The organism is Achromobacter sp. MFA1 R4 (assembly GCF_900156745.1).
Classification (GTDB): Bacteria; Pseudomonadota; Gammaproteobacteria; order Burkholderiales; family Burkholderiaceae_B; genus Achromobacter.
In genome coordinates, this window is sequence record NZ_LT707065.1 from 4,409,778 (window position 1) to 4,431,854 (window position 22,077).

At 68.5% G+C, this 22,077-nt stretch carries 23 protein-coding genes; 14 read left to right on the plus strand and 9 right to left on the minus strand.

The window, feature by feature from the left end; translation table 11 throughout:
• The first annotated feature begins 96 nt into the window (after positions 1-96).
• From blaAMZ to BXA00_RS20285, 11 genes are all read left to right on the plus strand, one after another.
• Complete coding sequence (gene blaAMZ / locus BXA00_RS20235) at positions 97-1,287, plus strand: AMZ family class C beta-lactamase (protein ID WP_076520218.1); 1,191 nt, start codon at positions 97-99, stop codon at positions 1,285-1,287.
• A gap of 124 nt (positions 1,288-1,411) precedes the next feature.
• Complete coding sequence (locus BXA00_RS20240; protein ID WP_076520219.1) at positions 1,412-1,651, plus strand: type II toxin-antitoxin system Phd/YefM family antitoxin; 240 nt, start codon at positions 1,412-1,414, stop codon at positions 1,649-1,651.
• Positions 1,648-2,043, plus strand: coding sequence for a type II toxin-antitoxin system VapC family toxin (locus tag BXA00_RS20245; protein ID WP_076520220.1), 396 nt, complete (start codon positions 1,648-1,650; stop codon positions 2,041-2,043). Before BXA00_RS20240 ends, BXA00_RS20245 begins: the two co-directional genes overlap by 4 nt.
• A gap of 123 nt (positions 2,044-2,166) precedes the next feature.
• Positions 2,167-3,441 (plus strand): Zn-dependent hydrolase, encoded by a 1,275-nt coding sequence (locus BXA00_RS20250; RefSeq protein ID WP_076520221.1) that lies wholly within the window; start codon positions 2,167-2,169, stop codon positions 3,439-3,441.
• A gap of 269 nt (positions 3,442-3,710) precedes the next feature.
• Complete coding sequence (locus BXA00_RS20255) at positions 3,711-5,378, plus strand: ABC transporter substrate-binding protein (protein ID WP_076520222.1); 1,668 nt, start codon at positions 3,711-3,713, stop codon at positions 5,376-5,378.
• 104 nt (positions 5,379-5,482) lie between these two features.
• Positions 5,483-6,436, plus strand: coding sequence for an ABC transporter permease (locus BXA00_RS20260; RefSeq protein ID WP_076520223.1), 954 nt, complete (start codon positions 5,483-5,485; stop codon positions 6,434-6,436).
• A gap of 4 nt (positions 6,437-6,440) precedes the next feature.
• Positions 6,441-7,337, plus strand: a complete 897-nt coding sequence (locus tag BXA00_RS20265) for an ABC transporter permease (RefSeq protein WP_076520224.1) — start codon at positions 6,441-6,443, stop codon at positions 7,335-7,337.
• A complete protein-coding gene (locus BXA00_RS20270) occupies positions 7,334-8,386 on the plus strand; it encodes an ABC transporter ATP-binding protein (RefSeq protein WP_076520225.1) in 1,053 nt (350 codons plus the stop codon). The genes BXA00_RS20265 and BXA00_RS20270 overlap by 4 nt, the downstream gene beginning before the upstream one ends.
• Positions 8,383-9,357: an ABC transporter ATP-binding protein gene (locus BXA00_RS20275; protein WP_076520226.1), complete on the plus strand. Its 975-nt coding sequence runs from the start codon at positions 8,383-8,385 to the stop codon at positions 9,355-9,357. Before BXA00_RS20270 ends, BXA00_RS20275 begins: the two co-directional genes overlap by 4 nt.
• A gap of 110 nt (positions 9,358-9,467) precedes the next feature.
• On the plus strand, positions 9,468-10,352 hold the full coding sequence (locus BXA00_RS20280) for a DUF2242 domain-containing protein (RefSeq protein WP_076520227.1): 885 nt from the start codon (positions 9,468-9,470) through the stop codon (positions 10,350-10,352).
• A 121-nt stretch (positions 10,353-10,473) separates the two neighbouring features.
• Positions 10,474-10,899, plus strand: a complete 426-nt coding sequence (locus BXA00_RS20285) for a CopD family protein (protein ID WP_231952119.1) — start codon at positions 10,474-10,476, stop codon at positions 10,897-10,899.
• Positions 10,900-10,942: 43 nt separating this feature from the next.
• Here the strand turns inward: BXA00_RS20285 and BXA00_RS20290 are convergent, their stop codons facing one another.
• Entirely contained in the window at positions 10,943-11,965 is a 1,023-nt protein-coding gene (locus tag BXA00_RS20290) for a hypothetical protein (RefSeq protein ID WP_076522031.1), read from the minus strand.
• 56 nt (positions 11,966-12,021) lie between these two features.
• Positions 12,022-12,465 (minus strand): hypothetical protein, encoded by a 444-nt coding sequence (locus BXA00_RS20295; protein ID WP_076520229.1) that lies wholly within the window; start codon positions 12,463-12,465, stop codon positions 12,022-12,024.
• A gap of 185 nt (positions 12,466-12,650) precedes the next feature.
• On the opposite strand from BXA00_RS20295, the gene ppk2 reads away from it, so the two are divergent.
• A complete protein-coding gene (ppk2, locus tag BXA00_RS20300) occupies positions 12,651-13,910 on the plus strand; it encodes a polyphosphate kinase 2 (protein WP_083714294.1) in 1,260 nt (419 codons plus the stop codon).
• Between the two features lie 92 nt (positions 13,911-14,002).
• On the opposite strand, the gene BXA00_RS20305 is transcribed toward ppk2, so the two are convergent.
• The 5 genes from BXA00_RS20305 to BXA00_RS20325 all read right to left on the minus strand — a co-directional run bounded on the left by BXA00_RS20305 (position 14,003) and on the right by BXA00_RS20325 (position 17,091).
• Positions 14,003-14,356 carry a DOPA 4,5-dioxygenase family protein gene (locus BXA00_RS20305; protein ID WP_076520230.1) on the minus strand — a complete coding sequence of 118 codons (354 nt, stop codon included), beginning with the start codon at positions 14,354-14,356 and terminating at the stop codon, positions 14,003-14,005.
• Positions 14,357-14,372: 16 nt separating this feature from the next.
• Complete coding sequence (locus BXA00_RS20310) at positions 14,373-14,735, minus strand: translation initiation factor Sui1 (RefSeq protein ID WP_076520231.1); 363 nt, start codon at positions 14,733-14,735, stop codon at positions 14,373-14,375.
• Positions 14,735-15,118, minus strand: a complete 384-nt coding sequence (locus BXA00_RS20315) for an RNA-binding S4 domain-containing protein (protein ID WP_076520232.1) — start codon at positions 15,116-15,118, stop codon at positions 14,735-14,737. Before BXA00_RS20315 ends, BXA00_RS20310 begins: the two co-directional genes overlap by 1 nt.
• Positions 15,119-15,250: 132 nt before the next feature.
• Complete coding sequence (locus BXA00_RS20320; protein ID WP_076520233.1) at positions 15,251-16,240, minus strand: tripartite tricarboxylate transporter substrate binding protein; 990 nt, start codon at positions 16,238-16,240, stop codon at positions 15,251-15,253.
• Complete coding sequence (locus BXA00_RS20325; protein WP_076520234.1) at positions 16,237-17,091, minus strand: amidohydrolase; 855 nt, start codon at positions 17,089-17,091, stop codon at positions 16,237-16,239. Before BXA00_RS20325 ends, BXA00_RS20320 begins: the two co-directional genes overlap by 4 nt.
• A gap of 109 nt (positions 17,092-17,200) precedes the next feature.
• On the opposite strand from BXA00_RS20325, the gene BXA00_RS20330 reads away from it, so the two are divergent.
• A complete protein-coding gene (locus BXA00_RS20330) occupies positions 17,201-18,091 on the plus strand; it encodes a LysR family transcriptional regulator (RefSeq protein WP_076520235.1) in 891 nt (296 codons plus the stop codon).
• Between the two features lie 132 nt (positions 18,092-18,223).
• Positions 18,224-20,059, plus strand: coding sequence for an ABC transporter ATP-binding protein/permease (locus BXA00_RS20335; RefSeq protein ID WP_076520236.1), 1,836 nt, complete (start codon positions 18,224-18,226; stop codon positions 20,057-20,059).
• 60 nt (positions 20,060-20,119) lie between these two features.
• Here the strand turns inward: BXA00_RS20335 and BXA00_RS20340 are convergent, their stop codons facing one another.
• A complete protein-coding gene (locus tag BXA00_RS20340; protein WP_076520237.1) occupies positions 20,120-20,923 on the minus strand; it encodes an aspartate dehydrogenase in 804 nt (267 codons plus the stop codon).
• 156 nt (positions 20,924-21,079) lie between these two features.
• Positions 21,080-22,033 carry a tripartite tricarboxylate transporter substrate binding protein gene (locus BXA00_RS20345; RefSeq protein ID WP_076520238.1) on the minus strand — a complete coding sequence of 318 codons (954 nt, stop codon included), beginning with the start codon at positions 22,031-22,033 and terminating at the stop codon, positions 21,080-21,082.
• Positions 22,034-22,077: the final 44 nt, after the last annotated feature.

The window sequence follows — 22,077 nt, forward strand, 5'->3', positions numbered from 1 at the left end:
GGTGCGCGCAATCAGGGGGGGCGTTGGCGCGGTACGATTCCGCATTGCCGCGCCGCGCGTCCCGCCGGCTGTCTGGCGCCACCCCGAGAACCTTGCATGAACATCCGCAGACACTTCTGCGCCGGCGTCGTCTGCGCCGGCCTGCTTGCCGCCGTGTCCGGCCCGGCCTTCGGGCGCTCCGAACTGCCCTACATCGACAGCGTTATCAACGAGGCGGCCCGCGCGGTCATCCGCCAGCATGACATCGCGGGCATGGTGATCGCCGTCACGCACCAGGGGCGGCAACGCTTCTTCACCTATGGCGTGGAATCGCTGGAGACGCGGCGCGCGGTCAACCGGGACACGTTGTTCGAACTGGGCTCGATCAGCAAGACCTTCACGGCGACGCTGGCCGCCTACGCGCAGGCCAAGGGCCTGCTGGCGCTGACGGACAGTCCGGCCAAGCACCTGCCCGAGCTGGCCGGCACCGACTTTGCCAAGCTGACCCTGCTGAACCTGGCCACGCACACGACGGGCGGGTTTCCCCTGCAGGTGCCGGACGCGGTGCGCGACGACGCGCAGCTGATGCAGTACCTGAAGGCATGGAAGCCTGAAGACGCGCCCGGCACGACGCGCACCTACGCCAATCCCAGCATCGGGATGCTGGGGGTGGCTACCGCGGCAAGCATGAAGCAGCCGTTCGCCCAGGCATTGGAAAAAGACCTCTTTCCGAAGCTGGGCCTGTCCAGCACCTACGTCAACGTGCCCGCGGCCAAGGCGTCGCGGTATGCGCAGGGCTACAACAAACAGGGCGCGCCCGTGCGCGTGAATCCGGGCGTGCTGGCGGCCGAGGCCTATGGCGTGAAATCCAGCGCGCGCGACATGCTGCGCTACGTCGAGGCCAGCATGGACATGGACGTGCTGGACAAGGACGTCCGCCGCGCCATCGCGGATACCCACGTCGGCTATTACCAGGTGGGCGGGATGACGCAGGACATGGCGTGGGAGCAGTTTCCGTATCCGGTGGCGCTGGATACCCTGCTGACCGCCAACGCCGGCAATTTGAACAGCCAGAGCCATCCGGCCAAGGCCTTGCTGCCGCCGCTGGCGCCGCAGGCCGACACCTGGATCAACAAGACGGGTTCGACCAACGGCTTTGGCGCCTATGTGGCCTTCGTGCCCGCGCGCAAGCTTGGCATCGTCATTCTGGCCAACCGCAACTATCCCAACGAGGCCCGGGTGCGGCTGGCGGCCGAGATCCTGGGGGCGCTGGACAAACCGCCGGCCCCGGGCCGTGCCGCGCGCTGAAGGGGGCGCGGATCCGGCCTGTGACGACGACGCCCGGCTGGGCGATGGCTATAAAATGACTATTTGTTATAGTCATTTGTTGATAAAATGACCGCCTGAACTGACCATTTTCTGAGTGGGCGCCATGCACAGCCAGCACGTTTCCAAAACCGAGTTCAAAGCGCGTGCGCTTGAACTTTTCCGGCAGGTCGAAGCAACGGGGGAGCCCATTGTCGTGACCGACCACGGCAGGCCTGCCCTTGAAATTCGGCCGTATCGGGCCGTGGCGAAGCGCGATCCGCTGGATGTGCTGCGCGGCTCGGTCATACGGTTTGACGACCCTTTGTCTCCGGTCGGCGACGATGCGTGGGAGGCTGCGCAATGATCGCATTGGACACCCATGCGCTGGTGTGGTGGGCAGCGGGCGACTCGCAGTTGAGTCGCCCCGCACGCGACGCGATCGAAGCTGAGCTGCAGGATGGTGAAATCCTGGTTTCGGCCATCAGCGCCTGGGAAGTGGCCATGTTGACCAAGGCGGGACGTCTGGCACTGACCATGGAAGTTGAGGCTTGGCTGGAGACGGTTGCCCAGGTGCCAGCGATTCGGTTTGTTCCGGTGGATGTGCGAATTTCGGTCCAATCCGTGGACCTGCCCGGGGACTTCCACAAGGATCCCGCCGACCGCATCATTGTGGCGACGGCGCGGCATCATTCGGTGCCTTTGATCTCTGCCGACATGAAGGTTCGCGATTACCCGCACGTTCAGACCATCTGGTAACGCCCCCGGTTCCAAGGAGAAAGGCCGCGAGACGGCCGGTATTTGCAAGGCGCTGGTACACAGCCCAGAATCGTGCGCATGCCTGGCCGCGGCGCCGCGGCCGTTTCCCTTCCAGGAGTTCACATGAGCCTTGCCCCCGCATCCGAGACCTTGGCCGACCTGCGCATCGATGGCGCGCGCCTGTGGCAGTCCCTGATGGATCTTGCCCGCATCGGGGCGACCGAAAAAGGCGGCGTCTGCCGGCTTGCGCTGACCGACCTGGACCGCCAGGGACGCGACCTCTTCGTGCGCTGGGTGCGCGAAGCCGGCTGTGAGGTCCGCGTGGATGCGATCGGCAATATCTTTGCCCGGCGCCCGGGGCGCAACCCCGCGCTGCCCGCCGTGATGACGGGCAGCCACATCGACACGCAGCCCACGGGCGGCAAGTTCGACGGCAACTATGGCGTCCTGGCGGGCCTGGAGGTGCTGCGCACGCTGAACGACGCCGGCGTGCAGACCGAGGCGCCGCTGGAACTGGCGGTGTGGACCAACGAGGAAGGCTCGCGCTTCGTGCCGGTGATGATGGGATCCGGGGTCTATGCGGGCGCGTTCACGCTGGCCCACGCGCTGGAACAGCAGGACCGGGAAGGCGTGAGCGTGCGCGACGCGCTGGCCGCGATCGGCTACGACGGCGCGCACGCCGTGCCGCCCGCGCAACCGGGCGGGGTGGGCGCGTATTTCGAGGCGCACATCGAGCAGGGGCCGGTGCTGGAAGCCGCCGACACCGTCATCGGCGTCGTGACGGGCGCGCTGGGCCAGCGCTGGTACGACGTGGTGCTGACCGGCGTGGAGGCGCATGCCGGCCCCACGCCGATGCCGCTGCGCCGCGATGCGCTGCTGGCCGCGTCCGACCTGGTGCATGCCGTGAACGAGATCGCGCTGGCGCATGCCCCCGATGCGCGCGGCACGGTGGGCTGGATGGACGTGTTCCCCAATTCCCGCAACGTCATTCCGGGCCGCGTGCGCATGACCGTGGACCTGCGCGCGGCCGACGACGCCACGCTGTCGGCGATGGACGCGGCCCTGCGGGCGGCGGCGGAGAAGGCGGCGCAGGCCCGCGGCGTGGCGGCGCAGGTCGAGCAGGTGGTGTACTTTGCGCCGCAGCCCTTTGCGCCCGCCCTGGTGCAATCCGTGCGCGACGGTGCGCGCGACCTGTCGCTGTCGGCCATGGACGTGGTCAGCGGGGCGGGGCACGACGCGGTCTATCTGGCGCGCGTGGCGCCGACCGCCATGATTTTCGTGCCGTGCAAGGACGGCATCAGCCACAACGAGATCGAGGACGCGCGCCCCGAACACCTGGAAGCGGGATGCAACGTCCTGCTGCGCGCCATGCTGGCGCAGGCCGGCATCGCCCCCTGATTCGCGGGCCTGCACCAAGGCGGCGCACGCTGCGCCGCCTTGGTGCCGCTGCCGGGTTCGCGCGGCGTTCTGGTATTCCCTGACCGCTTGTCTGCCTTGTCTCGGGACGCCCGGGTCGTCCGGATGGCTTCCGAATTGGCATGGATATTGCTTACACAAATTTTGTGTACTAACTCTGTGCACGTGCGCCGCGCGCTCGCGGGCAGGCGCCGCGCCAGAGTTGGATTCCTCCCACGGCTTTACCCCATGCAAGACATTGGAGAATCACAATGCAGACACGGAGTATCCGCATCAAAACCCTGGCCGCCGCCATCGCGCTGGCCGCCGCAGGCGCCGGGGCGCTCGCGCCCGTCGCGGCGCACGCCGAAAAGGTGCTGCGCATCGGCATGACGGCGGGCGACATCCCCCGCACGCTGGGCCAGCCCGACCAGGGCTTCGAGGGCAATCGTTTTACCGGCATTCCGATGTACGACGGTCTGACCCAATGGGACCTCTCCAAGAAGGATGAGCCCAGCGTGCTCATCCCCGCGCTGGCGGTGTCGTGGGAAGTGGACGGCGCGGACAAGACCAAGTGGGTCTTCAAGCTGCGTCCCGGCGTGAAGTTCCATGACGGCTCCGACTTCAATGCGGACGCCGTGGTGTGGAACGTGGGCAAGGTGCTGGACAAGAGCGCGCCGCAATTCGATCCCAGCCAGGTCGGCGTGACGGCCTCGCGCATGCCGACGCTGAGATCCGCGCGCAAGATCGACGACATGACGGTGGAGCTGACGACGTCCGAGCCGGATTCGTTCCTGCCCATCAACCTGACCAATCTGTACATGGCCTCGCCCGCGCAATGGAACAAGAAGCTGGCCGAGGTGCCGGCGTCGGTGACCGATGCGGCCGAACGTTCGCAGAAGGCGTGGGCCGCCTTCGCGGCGGATGCCTCGGGCACGGGTCCGTTCAAGATGTCGAAGTTCGTGCCGCGCGAGCGCCTGGAAGTCGTGAAGTTCGACGGCTACTGGGACGAAAAACGCCGGCCGAAGATCGACCGCGTGGTGATGCTGCCGCTGCCCGAGGCCAACTCGCGCACCGCGGCGCTGATGTCGGGCCAGGTCGACTGGATCGAGGCGCCCGCGCCGGATGCGTTCGAGGCCATCAAGGGCCGCGGCTTCATCGTCTACTCCAACGAGCAGCCGCATGTGTGGCCGTGGCAACTGTCGTTCAAGGAAGGCTCGCCCTGGCTGGACGCCCGCGTGCGCAAGGCCGCCAACCTGTGCGTGAACCGCGGCGAGCTCAAGCAGCTGCTGGGCGGCATGATGGGTGAACCCAAGGGCACGGTGCCGCCGGGCCACCCGTGGTGGGGCAATCCCAAGTTCGACATCAAGTACGACCCGGACGCCGCGCGCAAGCTGATGACCGAGGCGGGGTACTCCAAGGCCAAGCCCATCAAGGTCAAGGTGCAGACGTCCGCGTCCGGTTCGGGCCAGATGCAGCCGCTGCCCATGAACGAGTTCGTGCAGCAGAACCTGAAGGACTGCTACTTCGACGTGAGCTTTGACGTGGTGGAGTGGAACACGCTCTTTACCAACTGGCGCAAGGGCGCCAAGGATCCGTCCGCCAATGGCAGCGATGCGATCAACGTCAGCTTCGCGGCCATGGATCCGTTCTTCGCCATCGTGCGCTTCGTCAGCACCAAGACCTTCCCGCCCGCGTCCAACAACTGGGGCTATTTCGGCAATGCCGAGATCGACGGGTTGATCAAGGATGCGCGCACGACCTTCACGCCCGCCGAGCGCGACGCCGCCCTGGCCAAGCTGCATGCGCGCGTGGTGGAAGAGGCGCCCTTTGTCTGGATCGCGCACGACGTGGGTCCGCGCGCCATCTCGCCGAAGGTCAAGGGCGTGGTGCAGCCCAAGAGCTGGTTCATCGACATCGCCACGATGTCCATGGACTGACCTTGAACGCGCCGGATGCCTCGCCACGAGGTGTCCGGCACATTTCTCCCGGGGGGCCGCGCGCGGCTCCTCCAGCGGTCTTCGGACCCTAGCCGGTGACGCCTATGCTGTCTTACATCTTCCGGCGCGTGGTGTATGCCCTGCCCATCATGGTGGGGGTCGCGCTGCTCTGTTTCCTGCTTATCCACCTGGCGCCTGGCGATCCGTTGGTCTCCATCCTGCCGCCCGATGCGTCGGCGGACCTGCAGCGCCAGCTGATGCAGCTCTACGGCTTCGATCGTCCGCTGGTCGAGCAATTCGCGGGCTGGCTGTGGCGCGCGCTGCATGGCGACCTGGGCACGTCGATTGCCAGCGGCCGGCCGGTTGCCGCCGAAGTCTTCAACGCCGTGGGCAACACCTTGCGGCTCGCCTGTCTGGCGACGCTGCTGGGCTTTGTCGTGGGCGCGTTCCTGGGTTTCGTGGGCGGCTATTACCGCAACTCGCCGTTGGACCGCGTCGCCTCGTTCATGTCGGTCGTCGGCGTCAGCGTGCCGCATTACTGGCTGGGCATGGTGCTGGTCATCGTCTTTTCGACGCAGCTCATGTGGCTGCCGCCAACCGGCGCGGGGCCGGGCGGCTCGGGCGAATGGGTGGCGGACTGGGCGCATTTCAGGCACATGATCCTGCCTGCGGTCACGATGTCCGTGATCCCGATGGGCATCATCGCGCGCACCGTCCGCGCGCTGGTGGCCGAGACCCTGTCGCAGGAATTCGTCGTGGGGCTGCGCGCGCGCGGCCTGACCGACCTGGGCGTGTTCCTGCACGTCGTGAAGAACTGCGCGCCCACGGCGCTGGCCGTGATGGGCCTGCAGCTGGGCTACCTGCTGGGCGGCTCCATCCTGATCGAGACGGTGTTTTCCTGGCCCGGCACGGGCTTTCTGCTGAATGCGGCCATTTTCCAGCGCGACCTGCCGCTGTTGCAGGGCACGATCCTGGTGCTGGCGCTGTTCTTCGTGGTCCTGAACCTGGTGGTCGACATCCTGCAAGGCCTGTTCGACCCGCGCATCGAAAGGAACTGAGATCATGACCGATTCCGTGGCAAGCCTGGCCGCGCCCGCGAACGCGGCGCCCATCGCGCGCTCTCCCGGCTACTGGTCCAACGTCGTGCGCCGGTTGCGCCGCGACCCCGTAGCCCTGGCCGCCGGCGCGCTTATCCTGGCCCTGATCGTCATGGCGATCCTGGCGCCGTGGATCGCGCCGGCCGATCCTTTCCAGGCATCCATGCTCAAGCGCCTGCGCCCCATCGGCACCGAAGGCTATCCGCTGGGCGCCGACGAACTGGGGCGCGACATGCTCTCGCGCCTGATGCTGGGCGCGCGCCTGTCGCTCTTCATGGGCATCGTCCCGGTCATCGCCGCCTTCGTGGTGGGCAGCGCGATCGGCATCCTGGCGGGGTATGCGGGCGGCTGGACCAACACCCTCATCATGCGCGTGGTGGACGTGTTCTATGCGTTCCCGTCGGTGCTGCTGGCCATCGCGCTGTCCGGCACGCTGGGCGCCGGCATCTTCAACGCGATCCTCTCGCTCACCATCGTGTTCGTGCCGCAGATCGTGCGCGTGGCCGAGAGCGTCACCACGCAGGTGCGGCGCAGCGACTACGTGGATGCGGCCAGGGCCTCCGGCGCGGCGCCGCTGACCATCGTGCGGGCGCATGTGCTGTCCAACGTGCTGGGCCCGATCTTCGTGTATTCGACCAGCCTCATTTCCGTGTCGATGATCCTGGCCTCCGGGCTGTCGTTCCTGGGCTTGGGCGTGCGGCCGCCGGAGCCGGAGTGGGGGCTGATGCTGAACACCCTGCGCACCGCGATCTACACCCAGCCCTGGGTGGCCGCGCTGCCGGGCGTGATGATCTTCATCACGTCCATGTCCTTCAACCTGCTGTCCGACGGACTGCGCTCCGCCATGGAGGTCAAGGAATGAACGATTTCATCGACGCGCGGCCTCCCGCGCACCCGGACCTGGGCGGACCGGCGCAGCCGCTGCTCAGCGTGCGCGGCCTGGTCAAGCATTTTCCGCTCAAGCGCGATTTTCTGTCGCGACGCGGCGGCGGCGCCGTGCGCGCGGTCGACGGCGTGGATTTCGACGTGAAGAAGGGCGAAACGCTGGGCGTGGTGGGCGAGTCCGGCTGCGGAAAATCCACCACGGCGCGGCTGGTCATGCAGCTCATCGGGCAGGATCGCGGCGAGCTGGTGTTCGACGGCGTGGCGGTCGGATCGCGCGCGCTGGCGCTGCGCGAATTCCGGCGGCAGACGCAGATGGTGTTCCAGGACAGCTATTCGTCGCTGAATCCGCGCATGACCATCGAGGACTCCATTGCCTTCGGGCCGCGCGTGCACGGCAGCCGCGCGGGCGAGGCCATCACCGCCGCGCGCAGCCTGCTGGGCAGGGTGGGGCTCGACGCGCAGCGCTTTGCGGGCCGATATCCGCACGAGCTGTCCGGCGGGCAGCGCCAGCGGGTCAACATCGCGCGCGCGCTGGCCCTGAACCCGCGCCTCGTGATCCTGGACGAGGCGGTGTCGGCGCTGGACAAGTCCGTGGAAGCGCAGGTGCTGAACCTGCTGCTGGACCTGAAGGACGATTTCGGCCTGACCTATATGTTCATCAGCCACGACCTGAACGTGGTGCGGTACATCTCGGATCGCGTCATGGTCATGTACCTGGGCCAGGTCGTCGAACTGGGGCCGGTGGACCAGGTGTTCGACGCGCCGCGCCATCCCTATACGCAGGCGCTGCTGCGGTCCATGCCATCGACCGAACCCGGCGTGCGCACCGAGACCGCGCCGCTGTCGGGCGATCCGCCCAATCCCATCGATCCGCCCTCGGGCTGCCGCTTCCACACGCGCTGCGCGCAGGCGCGGGCCGCGTGCGCGCGCGAGGCGCCCGTCATGACGCAGAACGACGGCCACGCCGTGCGCTGCCTCATGCATCAGCCCGATTCCGGCTACGCCGCCTCTGGAGCCCTGTCATGACGCCCGCCGCACAACCCCTGGTCAGCATCCGGAACCTGGAGGTCGCCTTCCAGGCGGGCGCCAAGACGGTGCAGGCGCTCAGCGGCGTCAGCCTGGACGTCGCGCGCGGCGAGGCCGTGGCGCTCATCGGCGAGTCCGGCTCCGGCAAGAGCGTCACGCTGCGCGCGCTGATGCGCCTGCATCCGCCACGCCGCACCCGCATGCGCGGCGAGATGATCGTCGACGGGCGCGACGTGCTGGGCATGAACGCGCGCGAGCTTGCCGCGATGCGCGGCCCGGTGGTGTCCATGGTCTTTCAGGAGCCCCTGCTGGCGCTGGACCCCGTCTACACGCTGGGCCGGCAGATCGAGGAAATGGTCCGGCGGCACACCGGCAAGAGCGCGGCCGAGGCGCGCGCGCGGGCGCTGTCGCTGTTCGAGCGCGTGCGCATTCCCAGTCCGGAACGGCGGCTGCAGGCCTATCCGCACGAAATGTCCGGCGGCATGCGGCAACGGGCGATGATCGCGCTGGCCTTGTCGTGTTCGCCCAAGGTGCTGCTGGCGGACGAACCCACGACGGCGCTGGACGCCACGGTGCAGATCCAGATCCTGCTGCTGTTGCGGGAACTGCAACGCGAGCTGGGGCTGTCCATCGTCTTCGTCACGCATGACATCGGCGCGGCGGCCGAGATCGCCGACCGCGTCGCCGTCATGTACGGCGGGCGCATCGTGGAGCAGGGCACGCTGGCGGACCTGCTGCGTGCGCCGCGCCATCCGTACACGCAGGCCCTGCTGCACGGCCGGGCGCACGGCGCCATGCAAAAGGGCCAACGCCTGCAGACCATTCCGGGGTCGCCGCCCGACCTGGCCGCCTTGCCGCCGGGTTGCGCCTTCGCGCCGCGCTGCAGCTATGCCGAGGCGCGCTGCCGGGAGGCCGTGCCCGGCATCGTGCCGGTCGCGCCGGGACATGAGGTGCGCTGTGTGAGGGTGTGAAACCGACGCCCTGGAATCTGTTTCAACCTGTCTCCAACGCGGCCCGTCCCCAATAACGGGTCCTGTATCCTGGCCCATAATGCACCTCGTTGCCCAGAGCAGGACCCGTCATGCCTCGCGTCACCCGCCGTATTGCCTTTCCCCTGGCCGCCCTTGCGGCGGCCGTCCTGGCCGGATGTTCCAGCCCCAAGCCCGTCTATGAGCGCGAGGACTTCGCGCAGAGCGACACCTACTCGCGCAGTTTCCCGGCCGCCAGCAGCGCGGCCTGCGACGCGGGGCGCCGAGCCCTGCTCAGCCAGGGATACAACATCGACAAGTACGAACCGAATCGCGTCACGGGCCACAAGAATTTCGAAGGCGAGGACGGGCAGCATACGCAGATCAGCTTCAACGTCGAGTGCGCGTCGGACGCCAGCTCGAACGAGCGCGCGACCGTTTTTGCGAATGCCGTGCAGGACCGCTATTCGATCAAGCGCACCGGCAATTCGGCCAGCGTCGGCGTGAGCGTCCTGGGCCAGGTGTCCATGCCGTTCGGCGGCAGCGACGACTCGTTGGTCAAGACCGCCAGCCAGACGGTGACGCGGCCCAAGTTCTATGACGGCTTCTTCCAGTTGCTGCAGCGTTTCCTGCCGGATGCGCAGGCCGCCGCCGCGCCGCACCAGCCCCCGCCCACTCGCGGCAAGACCGCCGCGCCTAAGCCGGCGCCCGCGCCGGCCGAACCCGTCGCGTCGCCGGATGCGCCCGCGGACACGCTGAATCCGGCGGCCGCGGACGGCGAGAAAGCCGCGCCTGCGGCGGCGCCGGCCCCGTCCATTGATGGCGCGGCAAAGGCCGGGTCGCCCGAGGCGGGGGCATCTCCGGCTGCAACGCCTGCCGAGGGATCGTCAGCCGCGGGGGCGCCTGGTGCGGGAGCGCCTGCCGCAGGATCGCCTGCCGCCGGAGCGCCGGCCGCAGGATCGCCCGAAAATCCGCCTGCCGCGCAGACGGCGAACTGACTGGCGCGCGGGAAGCCTTTGGCCCGCGCCCGTCGCAGAACGCGCGCGGGTTTGCCGTAGCGCAAGCCGCCCGCGCCGGCCCGGCGCGCCGCCCTGGCCGCGGGCGGCGATAATGCCGGCCATGACCTACCAACTTCTGAAAATGGCCCACGTCGCGGCCGCCGTGGCCTGGCTTGCGGGCTCGCTCTTCGTGTCCATGTTCCTCCTGACCTCGCAGCCGCAGTCCGGCGACGAGGCGCCCAAGGAGCGCAGGATGCTGCACGTCCTGCGCCGCTGGACGCTCTATGTCACCACCCCCGCCATGGTCATCACCTGGCTCATCGGCCTGCACCTGGCCATGACTTTCGGCTGGTTCGCCATGAACTGGATCTGGGTCAAAGTGGCTTTTGCGCTGAGCCTGTCGGCCTTGCTGGGCATGCAAAGCGCATCGCTGCGTCGCATGGCCGGCGGCAGCGACCGCCGCCCGCCCATGTTGGACCTGCACGCGCCGTTCACCGTCCTGGCGGCCGCGGCCATCGTGACGCTGGTGGTGGTCAAGCCTTTCTAGCCTGCGGCGCAAGGCGCGGCGCGCGGCCGGCGGGCCGCGGGGATCAGCGCAACTGCGCCTGCGGCATGGCGGCCAGGGATTGGGTCGCCAGCCGCTCCTGCTCGCGGGCCATGCGGTTGACGGCGTCCTGGTGCTGGTGAAAGCGGCGCAGGTCGTCGTCGCGGCCGAACATCAGCTCGGTCCGGTCCGCATACCAGAACTGCCGGTTGTCATCGAGCAGCGTGATCATCAGGCCGAACTCGTGCAGGATCTGCGTCTCCAGGTCCCAGACGCGGGTGAGTTTTTCGGTGCTGGCCGCCCGGGAGTCCTGCAGCGCTTTCAGGATCTTGGCCTTTTCGGAATCGGAAATCGACAGCGAGCGCACCAGCGCGGGCATGGCGTTCAACACCTCCAGGCTGCGCTGGCGGTAGCCAGGCACGAGTTTTTCCGCCTGTTCCAGGATGAGGCGGCTTTCAATCAGGCCCGAGTCGCGCGCCAGCCGGCTGGCGTCGAAGAGCCGCGGCAGGCCGATCTCCTTCAGTTCCTGCAGATAGGCGCGATGCTGCGCCAGCCGTTCGCCGGCCACGGTCTTCAGGGCCCGCTCCATTTCGCCGTAGGGACCAGAGGCCTTGGGCGCGGGGTCGATGTCGGGCACGTCCTCGGGCGCGCCGCTGCCGCCGCCCGCCTGCAGGCGCAACGCGTCGATGGCTTTGCGGATTTCGGCATTGGCGATGTTGCGCTGCCGGTCCTGGTGATGGCGCTCGGCAAGGGGCGCGGCCACGGCGGCCAGCAGGAACACGCCCGTGCCCAGCACGATGCGCAGCCGGTTGCGCGGCGTGCGAAAGCGCTTCCAGAGAGAAAAGACGCCCAGGACGATGAGCAGGAAGACAGCCACCACGAGCGCGCTGCCCACGGCCAGCATGGCGACCTCCTGCAGGGTGCCGGGACGGCGGCTGTAGACCGTCCACGCCAGCATCCCGGAATACACCAGACAGGTGGCGGCTTTCAGGAGCCAGCCCGGTTCAGGCGGCTTCGCTGCCGGGGCCGCCGGGCCGGCGGTCGAGGCGGGCGCTTGCGGATGGGTCATGTCGCGCACGAAAACGGGATATGGCCCTTGGACTGTAAAGACTCGTTCCAGCCCCGTCAATCGGCGCCGGCGCGCCGCCAGGCGACCCATTCGCCCTCGCCCTCGAAGTGGCGCGGGCCGCGCGCGGCGGTGGCCAGGCCGGCCCGCAGGACTTCCATGTCCAGCCCCGGCAGGTTGCGCAGCAGGGCGGGGGGCAGATGGTCGATGTCCAGCACGTCGGCGTCGAAATCCATCCGCATCAGTCCGCCGCCGTCGCTGGGCACGCGCACGAACCACAGGCTTTCCATGTAATCGCCGAACCAGGGGTCCGGATAGATCGCCTGCGTGAACAGGAATCCGAATTCGTGGATGTCGCTCCACGGCCAGAACTCCTGCAGCCCCATGGCGCGCGCGAGCTCGCCCGACCGGGTGAGGCCGGCGTCATCGAACCGCACGGTTTCGCGCAAGGGATCCTCGGGCGCCGGCGGGCCGGCCAGCCATTTTCTGATGAATAACCACATGGCGGTGCGAACTGAGTGACGAAACGCGCAGTGTAATGGGGGCGGGTCGGTGCAAAAATGTTACAACCATTGATCCCCATCAACGCCGCGCGCCCAGCGGCGCGTTAGGGTTGGAGTTTTGCCTGACGGGTCGCCGGCGACTGGCCGCCCCGGCCCGGCAATCATGCGCAGCAAGGACAGGATCAATGACCGACAAGACATCTCAAGCCCCCGAACAAGACGCCGCCACCGCAGAAAAGCGCGCCGCCGGTACCGCGGGCGCAGCCAAGCGCACGGCGAGCGGCCGCCGCGCGCCCGCCAAGCGTTCCGCGGGGGGCGTGGCCGGGAGCCAAGCGGCCTTGAAGGCCGCGGCGGCGCCTGACGCCGCGCCCGAGGGGCAGTCCGCCGCCGGGACCGTCGCCGACGCCGGGACCGTCGCCAAGGCCGCCGCAGAACCCGTCGTCGAAATCCGCAAGCGCGTGGCCGCACGCCAGGACGCGGCGCGGCAGGAGACCGTGGCGGTGCTGGCCGACATTGCGGGCCGCTATCGGGTCGGCGAGCCCGGGCAGGCCCATGAGGCCCTGCGCAGCGTCATCGACGAGCTCTCTGCCGACGACGCGCAGGCCGTGCATCGCGCGCTGCTCGAGGCCAACAGGCAGGCGCCCCGCTCGCGCCGCAATCCCGACGACGAACTGGCGGTGGACTGGCGCGAAGGCATCTACCCCTACCGCCACCGCATGCTGCGCCGCAATTACGAAAAGCAGAAGTACCAGCTGCAGGTCGAGCTGCTCAAGCTCCAGGCCTGGGTCAAGGCCACCGGCCAGCGCGTCGTGATCCTCTTTGAAGGCCGCGATGCGGCAGGCAAGGGCGGCACCATCAAGCGCATGATGGAACACCTGAATCCGCGCGGCGCGCGCGTGGTCGCGCTGGAAAAACCGTCCGACACCGAAAAGGGCCAATGGTATTTCCAGCGCTACGTACAGCACCTGCCGACCGCCGGCGAGATCGTCATGTTCGACCGGTCCTGGTACAACCGCGCGGGCGTTGAACGCGTGATGGGCTTTTGCACGCAGGACGAATACCTTGCGTTCCTGCGGCAGACGCCCGATTTCGAGCGCCACCTGGTCAGCAGCGGCATCATCCTGATCAAGCTGTGGTTTTCGGTCAGCCAGGAAGAGCAGCGCCGCCGCTTCATGCAGCGCAAGGTGCATCCGCTCAAGCAATGGAAACTGAGCCCCGTGGACCTGGCGTCGCTGGACAAGTGGGACGACTACACGCGCGCCAAGGAAGCCATGTTCGCGCATACCGACACCGCGGACGCGCCCTGGATCGTGGTCAAGTCCGACTGCAAGAAGCGCGCGCGGCTGAACGCCATGCGTTATGTGCTGAGCCGCGTGCCGTACGAAGGCAAGAGCGACGATCCGCAGATGGCGATCGATTCGTTGATCGTGGGGCGGGCGCTGTAGCGGACCAGGCGACCGCGCAATCAAGCGATCAAGCGGTCAATCGGTCAATCGGTCGGGCGATCAAGCGATCTGGCGGTGAGGCGCTCGGGCGGTCACCCGCCCAGCGCCGCCAGATTCAGCACATGGCTGCGTCCGATCCACACGGCGCAGTCGCGGTGGTCCCGCAGCGCATCGCCGGTGTTCGGATGCATGAACACGTCGAGCGCGCCGCGGTTCAGCGTGAGCCAGGTCGCGATCTCGGCCAGGTGTTCCGGCGCAAAGGCGATCTGGTAGCTCCACTGCGGATGCGGGCCCACGGGGCGCTCATGGAAGCGCCCCATTTCCATCTTGCCGCCGAATCTTGCGACCACCCGTTCGCGCAGCGCGAACGCGGCGTCGCGGGTGGCGGCGTCGAAGTACACATGGGCGTGCCAGCTGGCGACATCGGTCACGGGAATATCCATCATCTCGGGTCGATCCGGTTCAGCCGCCCGCGCGCTTGGCGCGGTGGCCTTGTTTGGCGAGCGCGTCGAGGATGCGGTCGCAGTGGTCGCCCTGCACCTCGATCACGCCGTCCTTGACGGTGCCGCCCGAGCCGCAGGCGGTGCGTAGCTGCTTGCCCAGCGCGTTAAGCGCGTCGGGCGCCAGCGCCAGGCCGCGGACCAGCGTCACGCTCTTGCCGCCCCGGCCCTTGGTTTCGCGGGAAACGCGCGCCACGCCGTCGCCGGCGGGCGCCGCGCGCGCGGCCTGCTGGCACAGGCATTGTGCGATGGGCTGGCGGCACTGCGGGCACATGCGCCCGGACTCGGTGGAATAGACCAGGCCGCCGGCGGCGCTGCGCTTCATCAGCCTTCTCCACGCATCCGGTCGATGAGCCGGCGGTCCCGCTTGGTGGGGCGCCCGGCCTCGATGCCCAGCGCCGGCTCCGGCGCGAGGCGGCGCATTTCCGCGGCGCGCTCGCGCGCGGCGATGCTTTCCGGGGTTTCCTCATAGAGCTGGCGCGCGACCGGCGCGGGCCCGCGCACGCCGCTGACGGCCACGACGCGCACCTGCACGGCGGGATCTTCCTTGCGCACCGCGACCACGTCGCCCGCGCCGACTTCGCGCGCGGGCTTGGCGGGCTGCCCGTTCACGAACACGCGGCCCTTGCCGATTTCCTGCGAGGCCAGGCTGCGCGTCTTGTAGAAGCGCGCCGCCCAAAGCCATTTGTCGAGCCGGATCTTGTCCATCCTGCGATTTCCTGCGGTAAAGCTGTCCAAGCCGCCATGATAGCCCCGCGCTCGCGGCCCAAAAAAAACGGCGCCCCGAGGAGCGCCGCAAACCGGCTACGCGGTGTCCGGGCCGTGCTGGCCCGGCAGTACTCAATCCAGCTTCAGTCCGGCTTCCTTCACGACGCGCTGCCACTTTTCGATCTCGGCGCGGCGGAACGTGTCCAGTTCGGCGGGCGTGGAGCCGATGGGCTCGGCGCCGATGCCGGCCAGTTGTTCGGCGATGGCGGGGTCCTTCAGGACCTTGGCCAGCGCCTGCGACACCTGGTCCACGATGGCTGGCGGCGTGCCGGCCGGGGCGAACACCGCATTCCATTCGTAGGTTTCGTAGCCCGGCACGCCGGACTCGGCGATGGTGGGCAGGTCGGGGGCGGTCTTGGAGCGCTGCGTGCCGCCGACGGCCACGGCGCGCAGCTTGCCGTTCTTCACGTGCTGCCAGGCCGAGCCCATGCTGGCGAACATGACCGGGACCTGGCCCGACATCACGTCGATCATGGCCGGGCCGCCGCCCTTGTAGGCGACGTGCTGCAACTGGGTCTTGGCGAGCAGGTTGAACAGTTCGCCCGCCAGGTGCTGGGCGGAACCGGGGCCCGCGGAGGCGAAGTACACCGGCTCCTTGGCGCCGGGCTGGCCCAGCTTGATCAGGTCGGCCACGGTCTTCACTTCGTACGAGGGCGTGACGACCAGCACGTTGGGCACGCGCAGCAGCAGCGACACGGGCGCAAAGTCCGCCAGCGTGTCGAACTGCATCTTTTTGTGCAGGGCGGGGTTCTGGGCGTGGTTGGACGCATCCAGCATCAGCGTGTAGCCGTCGGGCTTGGCCTTGGCGACCACCGCGCCGCCGATCATGCCGCCCGCGCCGCCGCGGTTTTCAATGACGACGGGCTGGCCGAGTTCGGCCGCGAGCTTCGGGCCGATCAGGCGGGCCACCACGTCCACGGTGCCGCCGGGCGGATAGGTGACCACCAGCGTCACCGCGCGCTCGGGGTAGGCGGCATGCGCGGCGCCGGCCGCGCCGGCCAGCAGGCCCGCCGCGGCGCACAGGGCGCTGCGGCGCGCCAGGCGTTTGAAGAGATGGGTCATGGTGTGTCTCCTTGGAATTGGAATAGCCGCAACGGCGTGTCGGCAAGCACGGCGCGTCGTTGCGCGGGGTCGTCGATCCAGGCGTCCAGCCACTGCGTGGCCGCGGGGTAGGACGCGAGGTGGCGATGTTCGGTGTGGGGCCAGTCGCTGCCCCACATCAGTCTTTCGGGGGTGTAGGCGTCCAGGAGTTGCTGCGTGGCAAGCCGGCCCGACGCGGCGCAGGCCGGGGCCGTCCAGTTGCGGTAAGGCGCCGACAGCTTGACCCAGACGCGGCCGCTGTCCGCCTGTTTGAGCAGGTACTGGAAGCCCGCGTCCAGGACGCCGAGCGCCGGATCCGGGCGCCCGAAATGGTCCACCACGATGCGGCAGCCGGCCGCCAGCAGGGCGGGCAGCACGCCGTCCAGGCGCGCCGCCTGCAGGTGCACTTCCACATGCCAGCCCAGCGCGTTGACGCGGGCGAGCAGCGTCTGCCAGGCCGGCGTCTGCAGGGCGGGAAGCTCAAGACCGATGAGATTCAGGCGGATGCCGACCACCCCGGCCTCGGACAGGGACTGCAATTCGGATTCGGCAACGTCCGGCGCCACCACGGCCACGCCGCGCAGGCGGGCGGGACAGGCGCGCAGCGCCTCGGTCAGGTGGCGGTTGTCGGTGCCCAGGAAGCTGGGCTGGACCAGCACGCCATGGGTCAGGCCGTGCGTATCCAGCAGGTCCAGGTATTCGGCCAGCGTCGCGTCGTAGTCCGGCGTGTGGCGGCGCGCGTCGGCAAGCGCCAGTCCCTGGTGAAAGACGTGCGCGTGGGTATCGACGGCGCCTGCAATGGGCGAGGGCAAATCGGTCTCCTCGTTATGCATGCCGGATCAGAACCGGCGATGCACGTTGTCATGCTCTTTTGTCGGCATTCTAGGAAGTCGATGTATAGTTTTCCATTCTGGAAAATCGCATTTTATATATTGAAATAATATGGAAACCCGGCACCTGAGGTACTTTCTGGCCGTGGTCGACCACGGCAGCGTCAGCCGCGCATCGGACTGGCTGGGCATCGCGCAGCCCGCGCTGAGCCAGGCGCTGACCCGCATGGAGAAGGACCTGGGCGTGCGGCTGTTCGAGCGTTCGCGCCAGGGCACCACGCCCACGCCCGCCGCGCAGGCCATCCTGGAGGACGTGCGCGCCAGCGTGGCGCGCATCGACGCGGCGGCCCGGCGTGCGCGGGAGATCGGGCGCGGCAGCGCGGGCCAGTTGACGGTCGGGCTGGTGTCCTCGGCGCTGTTCGACACCTTGCCCCGCGCGCTGCGCGAGATGCGCAGGCAGGCGCCCGGCGTGCGCATCATCCTGCGCGAGATGAGCAACGCCGAACAGGCCGAAGCCCTGCAGACCGGAGAGATCGACATCGGCCTGATGCACACGCCCGTGGCGGTGGGCGGGCGCATGCGCGAGCGTCAGTTGCTGCGCGACCGGCTGGTCGCGGCGGTGCCCGACGAATTCGAGGTGGGCGCCGACGGCCAGGTGTCCATGGCGCAGATCGCGCAGGCGGGACTGGTGATGTACCCGCAGTCGCAACTGCCCAACTTCTATGCGGAAATCCTGGACGCCATGCGCAAGGGCGGCCACGATGCGCACGTGGCGCAGGAGGCCAACCGCACGCTGACGGTGCTGTCCTGCGTGGCGGGCGGGTGCGGCGTGGCCCTGCTGCCAAGCTGGATCCGGTCGATGGACTTTCGCGGCGTGCGCTTTTGCGAAGTGCGCGACGGCGAACGCCTGCCCAGTTTCGATCTGAGCGCGATCTGGCCCGCGCGCAGCGTGCCCACGCTGGCGGACATGTTTGCCAATCTCGACCTGGGGCAGCGGGGGTGATGCGCCGAACTCCTTTCATCCTGCCTTCAACTTCCTTCAAAAAGACTTAAGCCAGGCTTAAGGCCGCCCTTCGGCCGGAACTTGGCATGACCATGGGGTCTAACCGGGAACGTCTTGGTGGGGTTCCGGCTCATGGATCTGAATTGGCAGCAGCAACTTGCGGAAAGCGCCTGGTGGCTTGCGCGCGCGTTTGGCATGTCGGCCGTCGCGCTGGCGCTGGCCACTCTGGTGCTGGCGCGCACCACGGTCTGGGGACGCAAGTTCTGGCGCCTGGCCTGGCCCTATCTGACGCCGCGCCGCTCCTGGCGGCCGTTGCTCACGCTGGCGCTGTTGCTGTTCCTGGCGATGTTCGCGGTGCGCATGACCGTGCTGTTTTCGTTCTGGTACAACGGCTTTTACAGTTCGCTGCAGGCGCTGGACCAGACGGCCTTCTGGCGCTTCCTGGGCATCTTCGCGGTGCTGGCCACCGTGCACGTGGTGCGCAGCCTGGCCGACAGCTACGTGGGCCAGGCCTTCGACATCCATTGGCGGGTCTGGCTGAATGAACGCCTGACGCGCGACTGGCTGGGCAACGGCGCCTACTACCGCGGCCACTTCCTGGACGAGCCCGTCGACAACCCCGACCAGCGGATCGAGCAGGACATTGCCCAGTTCGTGACCGGCTCGCGCTCGCTCGCCATCGGCGCGCTCAGCGCCATCGTGTCGCTGGTCGCCTTCACGGCCATCCTGTGGGGCCTGTCCGGGCCGCTGTCCTTGGGCGGCGTGGAAATTCCGCGCGCCATGGTGTTCGTGGTCTACCTCTACGTCATCGTCGCGACCTGGCTGGCGTTCAAGATCGGCCGGCCGCTGATCAAGCTGAACTTCCTGTCCGAACGCCTGACGGCCAATTTCCGCTATGCGCTGGTGCGCCTGCGCGAAAACGCCGAGAACGTCGCGTTCTATCGGGGCGAGGAAGTCGAGCGCGCCACCTTGTGGACCCGCTTCACGTCCTACATCGCCAACCTGTGGGCCCGTGTGTACCGGGGATTGAAGTTCGACGGCTTCAACCTGTCGGTCAGCCAGATCGCCGTGGTGTTTCCGTTCATCCTGCAGGCGCCGCGGTTCTTCAGCGGCGCGATCAAGCTGGGCGACGTGATGCAGACCTCGCAGGCATTCGGGCAGGTGCAGGATTCGCTGTCGTTCTTTCGCAGTTCCTATGACGCGTTCGCGCAGTACCGCGCCACGCTGGACCGCCTGAACGGATTCCTGGATGCCAACGAGGCGGCGCGCGCGCTGCCGCAGGTGCAGACGCAGGCCAAGTCCGACGGCATGGAGATCGACGGCCTGGACGTGTCGCGCCCGGATGGCGCCTGCCTGCTGGAAAACCTGAACCTGCGGCTGCACCCGGGCCAGGCCTTGCTGATCAAGGGGCCGTCGGGCAGCGGCAAGACCACGCTGCTGCGTGCGCTGGCGGGCCTGTGGCCGTATGCGCGGGGCACCGTGAGGCGGCCGCAGGGCGAGTCCGCGCTGTTCCTGTCCCAGCGCCCGTATCTGCCGCTGGGCGACCTGCGCGGCGCGGTCGCATACCCCGGCCTCGCGCAGCCGGCCGACGACGCGCGCCTGGCCGATGCCCTGCGCCAGGTCAACCTGGGCCACCTGGCCGGGCGGCTGGACGAGGTGCAGGACTGGTCGCGCGTGCTGTCGCTGGGCGAGCAGCAGCGCATCGCCTTTGCGCGCGTGCTGGTCAACCGGCCCGCGATCGTGTTCCTGGACGAGGCCACCTCGGCCACCGACGAAGGCCTGGAACACATGCTGTACAGCCTGCTGCGCGGCGCCTTGCCGGACTGCATGCTGGTCAGCGTGGGGCATCGCAGCACGCTGGATGGGTTTCATACGCACCGGCTGGACCTGCAGGGCGCGGGCCGCTGGCAGGTCGGCCCGATGCCGGCCGCGCGGCAAGCCGATGCCCTGCAGCGCGCCGCGGCGTGAGGGGCAGGCGCAGGAGGAAACCGGCCGCTGCCCGCGGCCGTTCTTTCGTGGGAAGCGGCCTCAGGTGCCGACGCGCAGCGGTCCGGTCAGTTTGCGCAGGGCGGCCACGACGCTTTGCGCGGTGATGCGGCCGGTCTTGGGGTTGGCCGACGGGATGTTCTGGATTTCCATCGAGAACGAGGCGGCGTCGGACACGACTTCGACGCGGTGCAGGTTGCGCTCCAGCGAGGGGTCGGCCCAGATTTCCAGCGTGGTGCGGTCCGGCCCGATGCCGGCCAGCGACACGCTGACCGCCACGTTGAGATTGGCCGGAAAGCCCACGGCCGCTTCGCGCGGCGACCCGCGGAAGATCAGGCGCGGCTCGGTGATGCCTTCGATGTCGATGTTGTTGTCGACGAGGTAGGGCGCGCCCAGCAGGCCGCGCACCGGCTTGCGGGTGATCATCGTGACGGAATGGATGACGCCTTCGGCCGCGGCGGTGATGGCATCGAGCCCCAGGATGGCGCCGGACGGCACGATGACCTGGCCGCCATGCTGGCGCGCGAGGTCGATGAGGTCTTCGTGGCGCAGCAGCGCGCCGGAGCTGAGCACCACCATTTTCTTGCCGGCGCGCAGCACGGGTTCGGCGATGTCGCGGAACACGGCGGCGGGGGCGCATTCAACGACGACGTCGCAGTGCTCGGCCAGGGCGTCCAGGGTGGTGAACGTGGGCGCGCCGTTGTTCCAGGTGAAGGCGGGCGGGGCGGCGGGATCGCGCACCGCGACGGCGGCGAGCGTCAGGCCGGGCAGCCCGGCATCCAGGGATTGCGCCACGGCCTGGCCGATGGCGCCGAAGCCGGCGATGCCGACACGGTAGCTGTTCATGGGTATCCGGAAAGTTGGGCCGGCGGACGGACCGCAGGCGGTTCGAAAGCGCGGCGCGGCGGGCGCCGCGCGAGGCTGCCGGCCACTGTAGGCGAGCGCCCGGCCGCGCGTCAATGCGGGATGCCCGCAGGACCGCTTGGCGCGCGGCGCTTGCCGTCACTGCAGCCGGATGCCCAGCTCCTTGATGAGCGGTCCCATCTCGGCGCGGTCCGCCGTTATCGTGGCCGCCAGTTCCTCGGGAGTACTGCCGATCGGGATCATGCCCAGGGTTTCCATCTGCGCTTTCATCGCCGGGTCCTTCAGGATGTCCGCCACGTCCTTCTGGATCTGCGCGACGCGGTCCCGGGGGATGCCCGCCGGGCCCATCAGGCCGATCCATGGCTGCGGCGCATAGTCCAGGCCAGATTCCTTCAGCGTGGGCGTGTCGGGCAGGCCGCCGAAGCGCTGCGGGCTGGTGATCGCCAGGGCGCGCAGGCGCCCGCTGTCGATGAGGCCCCTGGAGCTGGACGGCGCGTCCAGGGCCACGTCGAGCTGCCCGCCAATCAGGTCGTTTTGCGTTTTGCCGGACGACGAGGAAGGCACGTACAGCGCCTTGATGCCGGCGCGGCGCGCTGTCTGCTCCCACACCAGATGAAACGCGGTGCCGATCGAGAAGGAGCCCACGCTGAGGTTGCGCATCCGGCTTTCGCGCACGAAGTCCTCCCAGGTCTTGAGCGGACTGTCCTGGGGCACGATGAAGATGAACGGCGTGCGCGCCACCAGTGAGATCGGCTGAAGGTCCTTTTGCGTATCGAACGGCAGGCTGTCCACCGCGAACGGCACGATGGTGACGGACGACGCCACCACCATGCCCAGCGTGTAGCCATCGGGCGCGGATTTCACCAGCGCGCCGGTGCTGATGATGCCCGACGCGCCAGGCCGGTTCTCCACGACCACGGGCTGGCCCCAGGCCGCGCCAAGCTTGCTGGCGAGGACGCGCAGCATGACGTCCACGGGGCCGCCGGGCGGATTGGACACGATGATCTTGACGGGTTTGTCGGGATAGGCGGCCGTGGCGGCCAGTGGCATCAGCAGCGCGAGCGTAAGTGCGAATACGGTTTGCTTGAACATGGAATTCCCCTTGTGTCGTTGTTGAGAAGGCGCGGCGGCAAGGC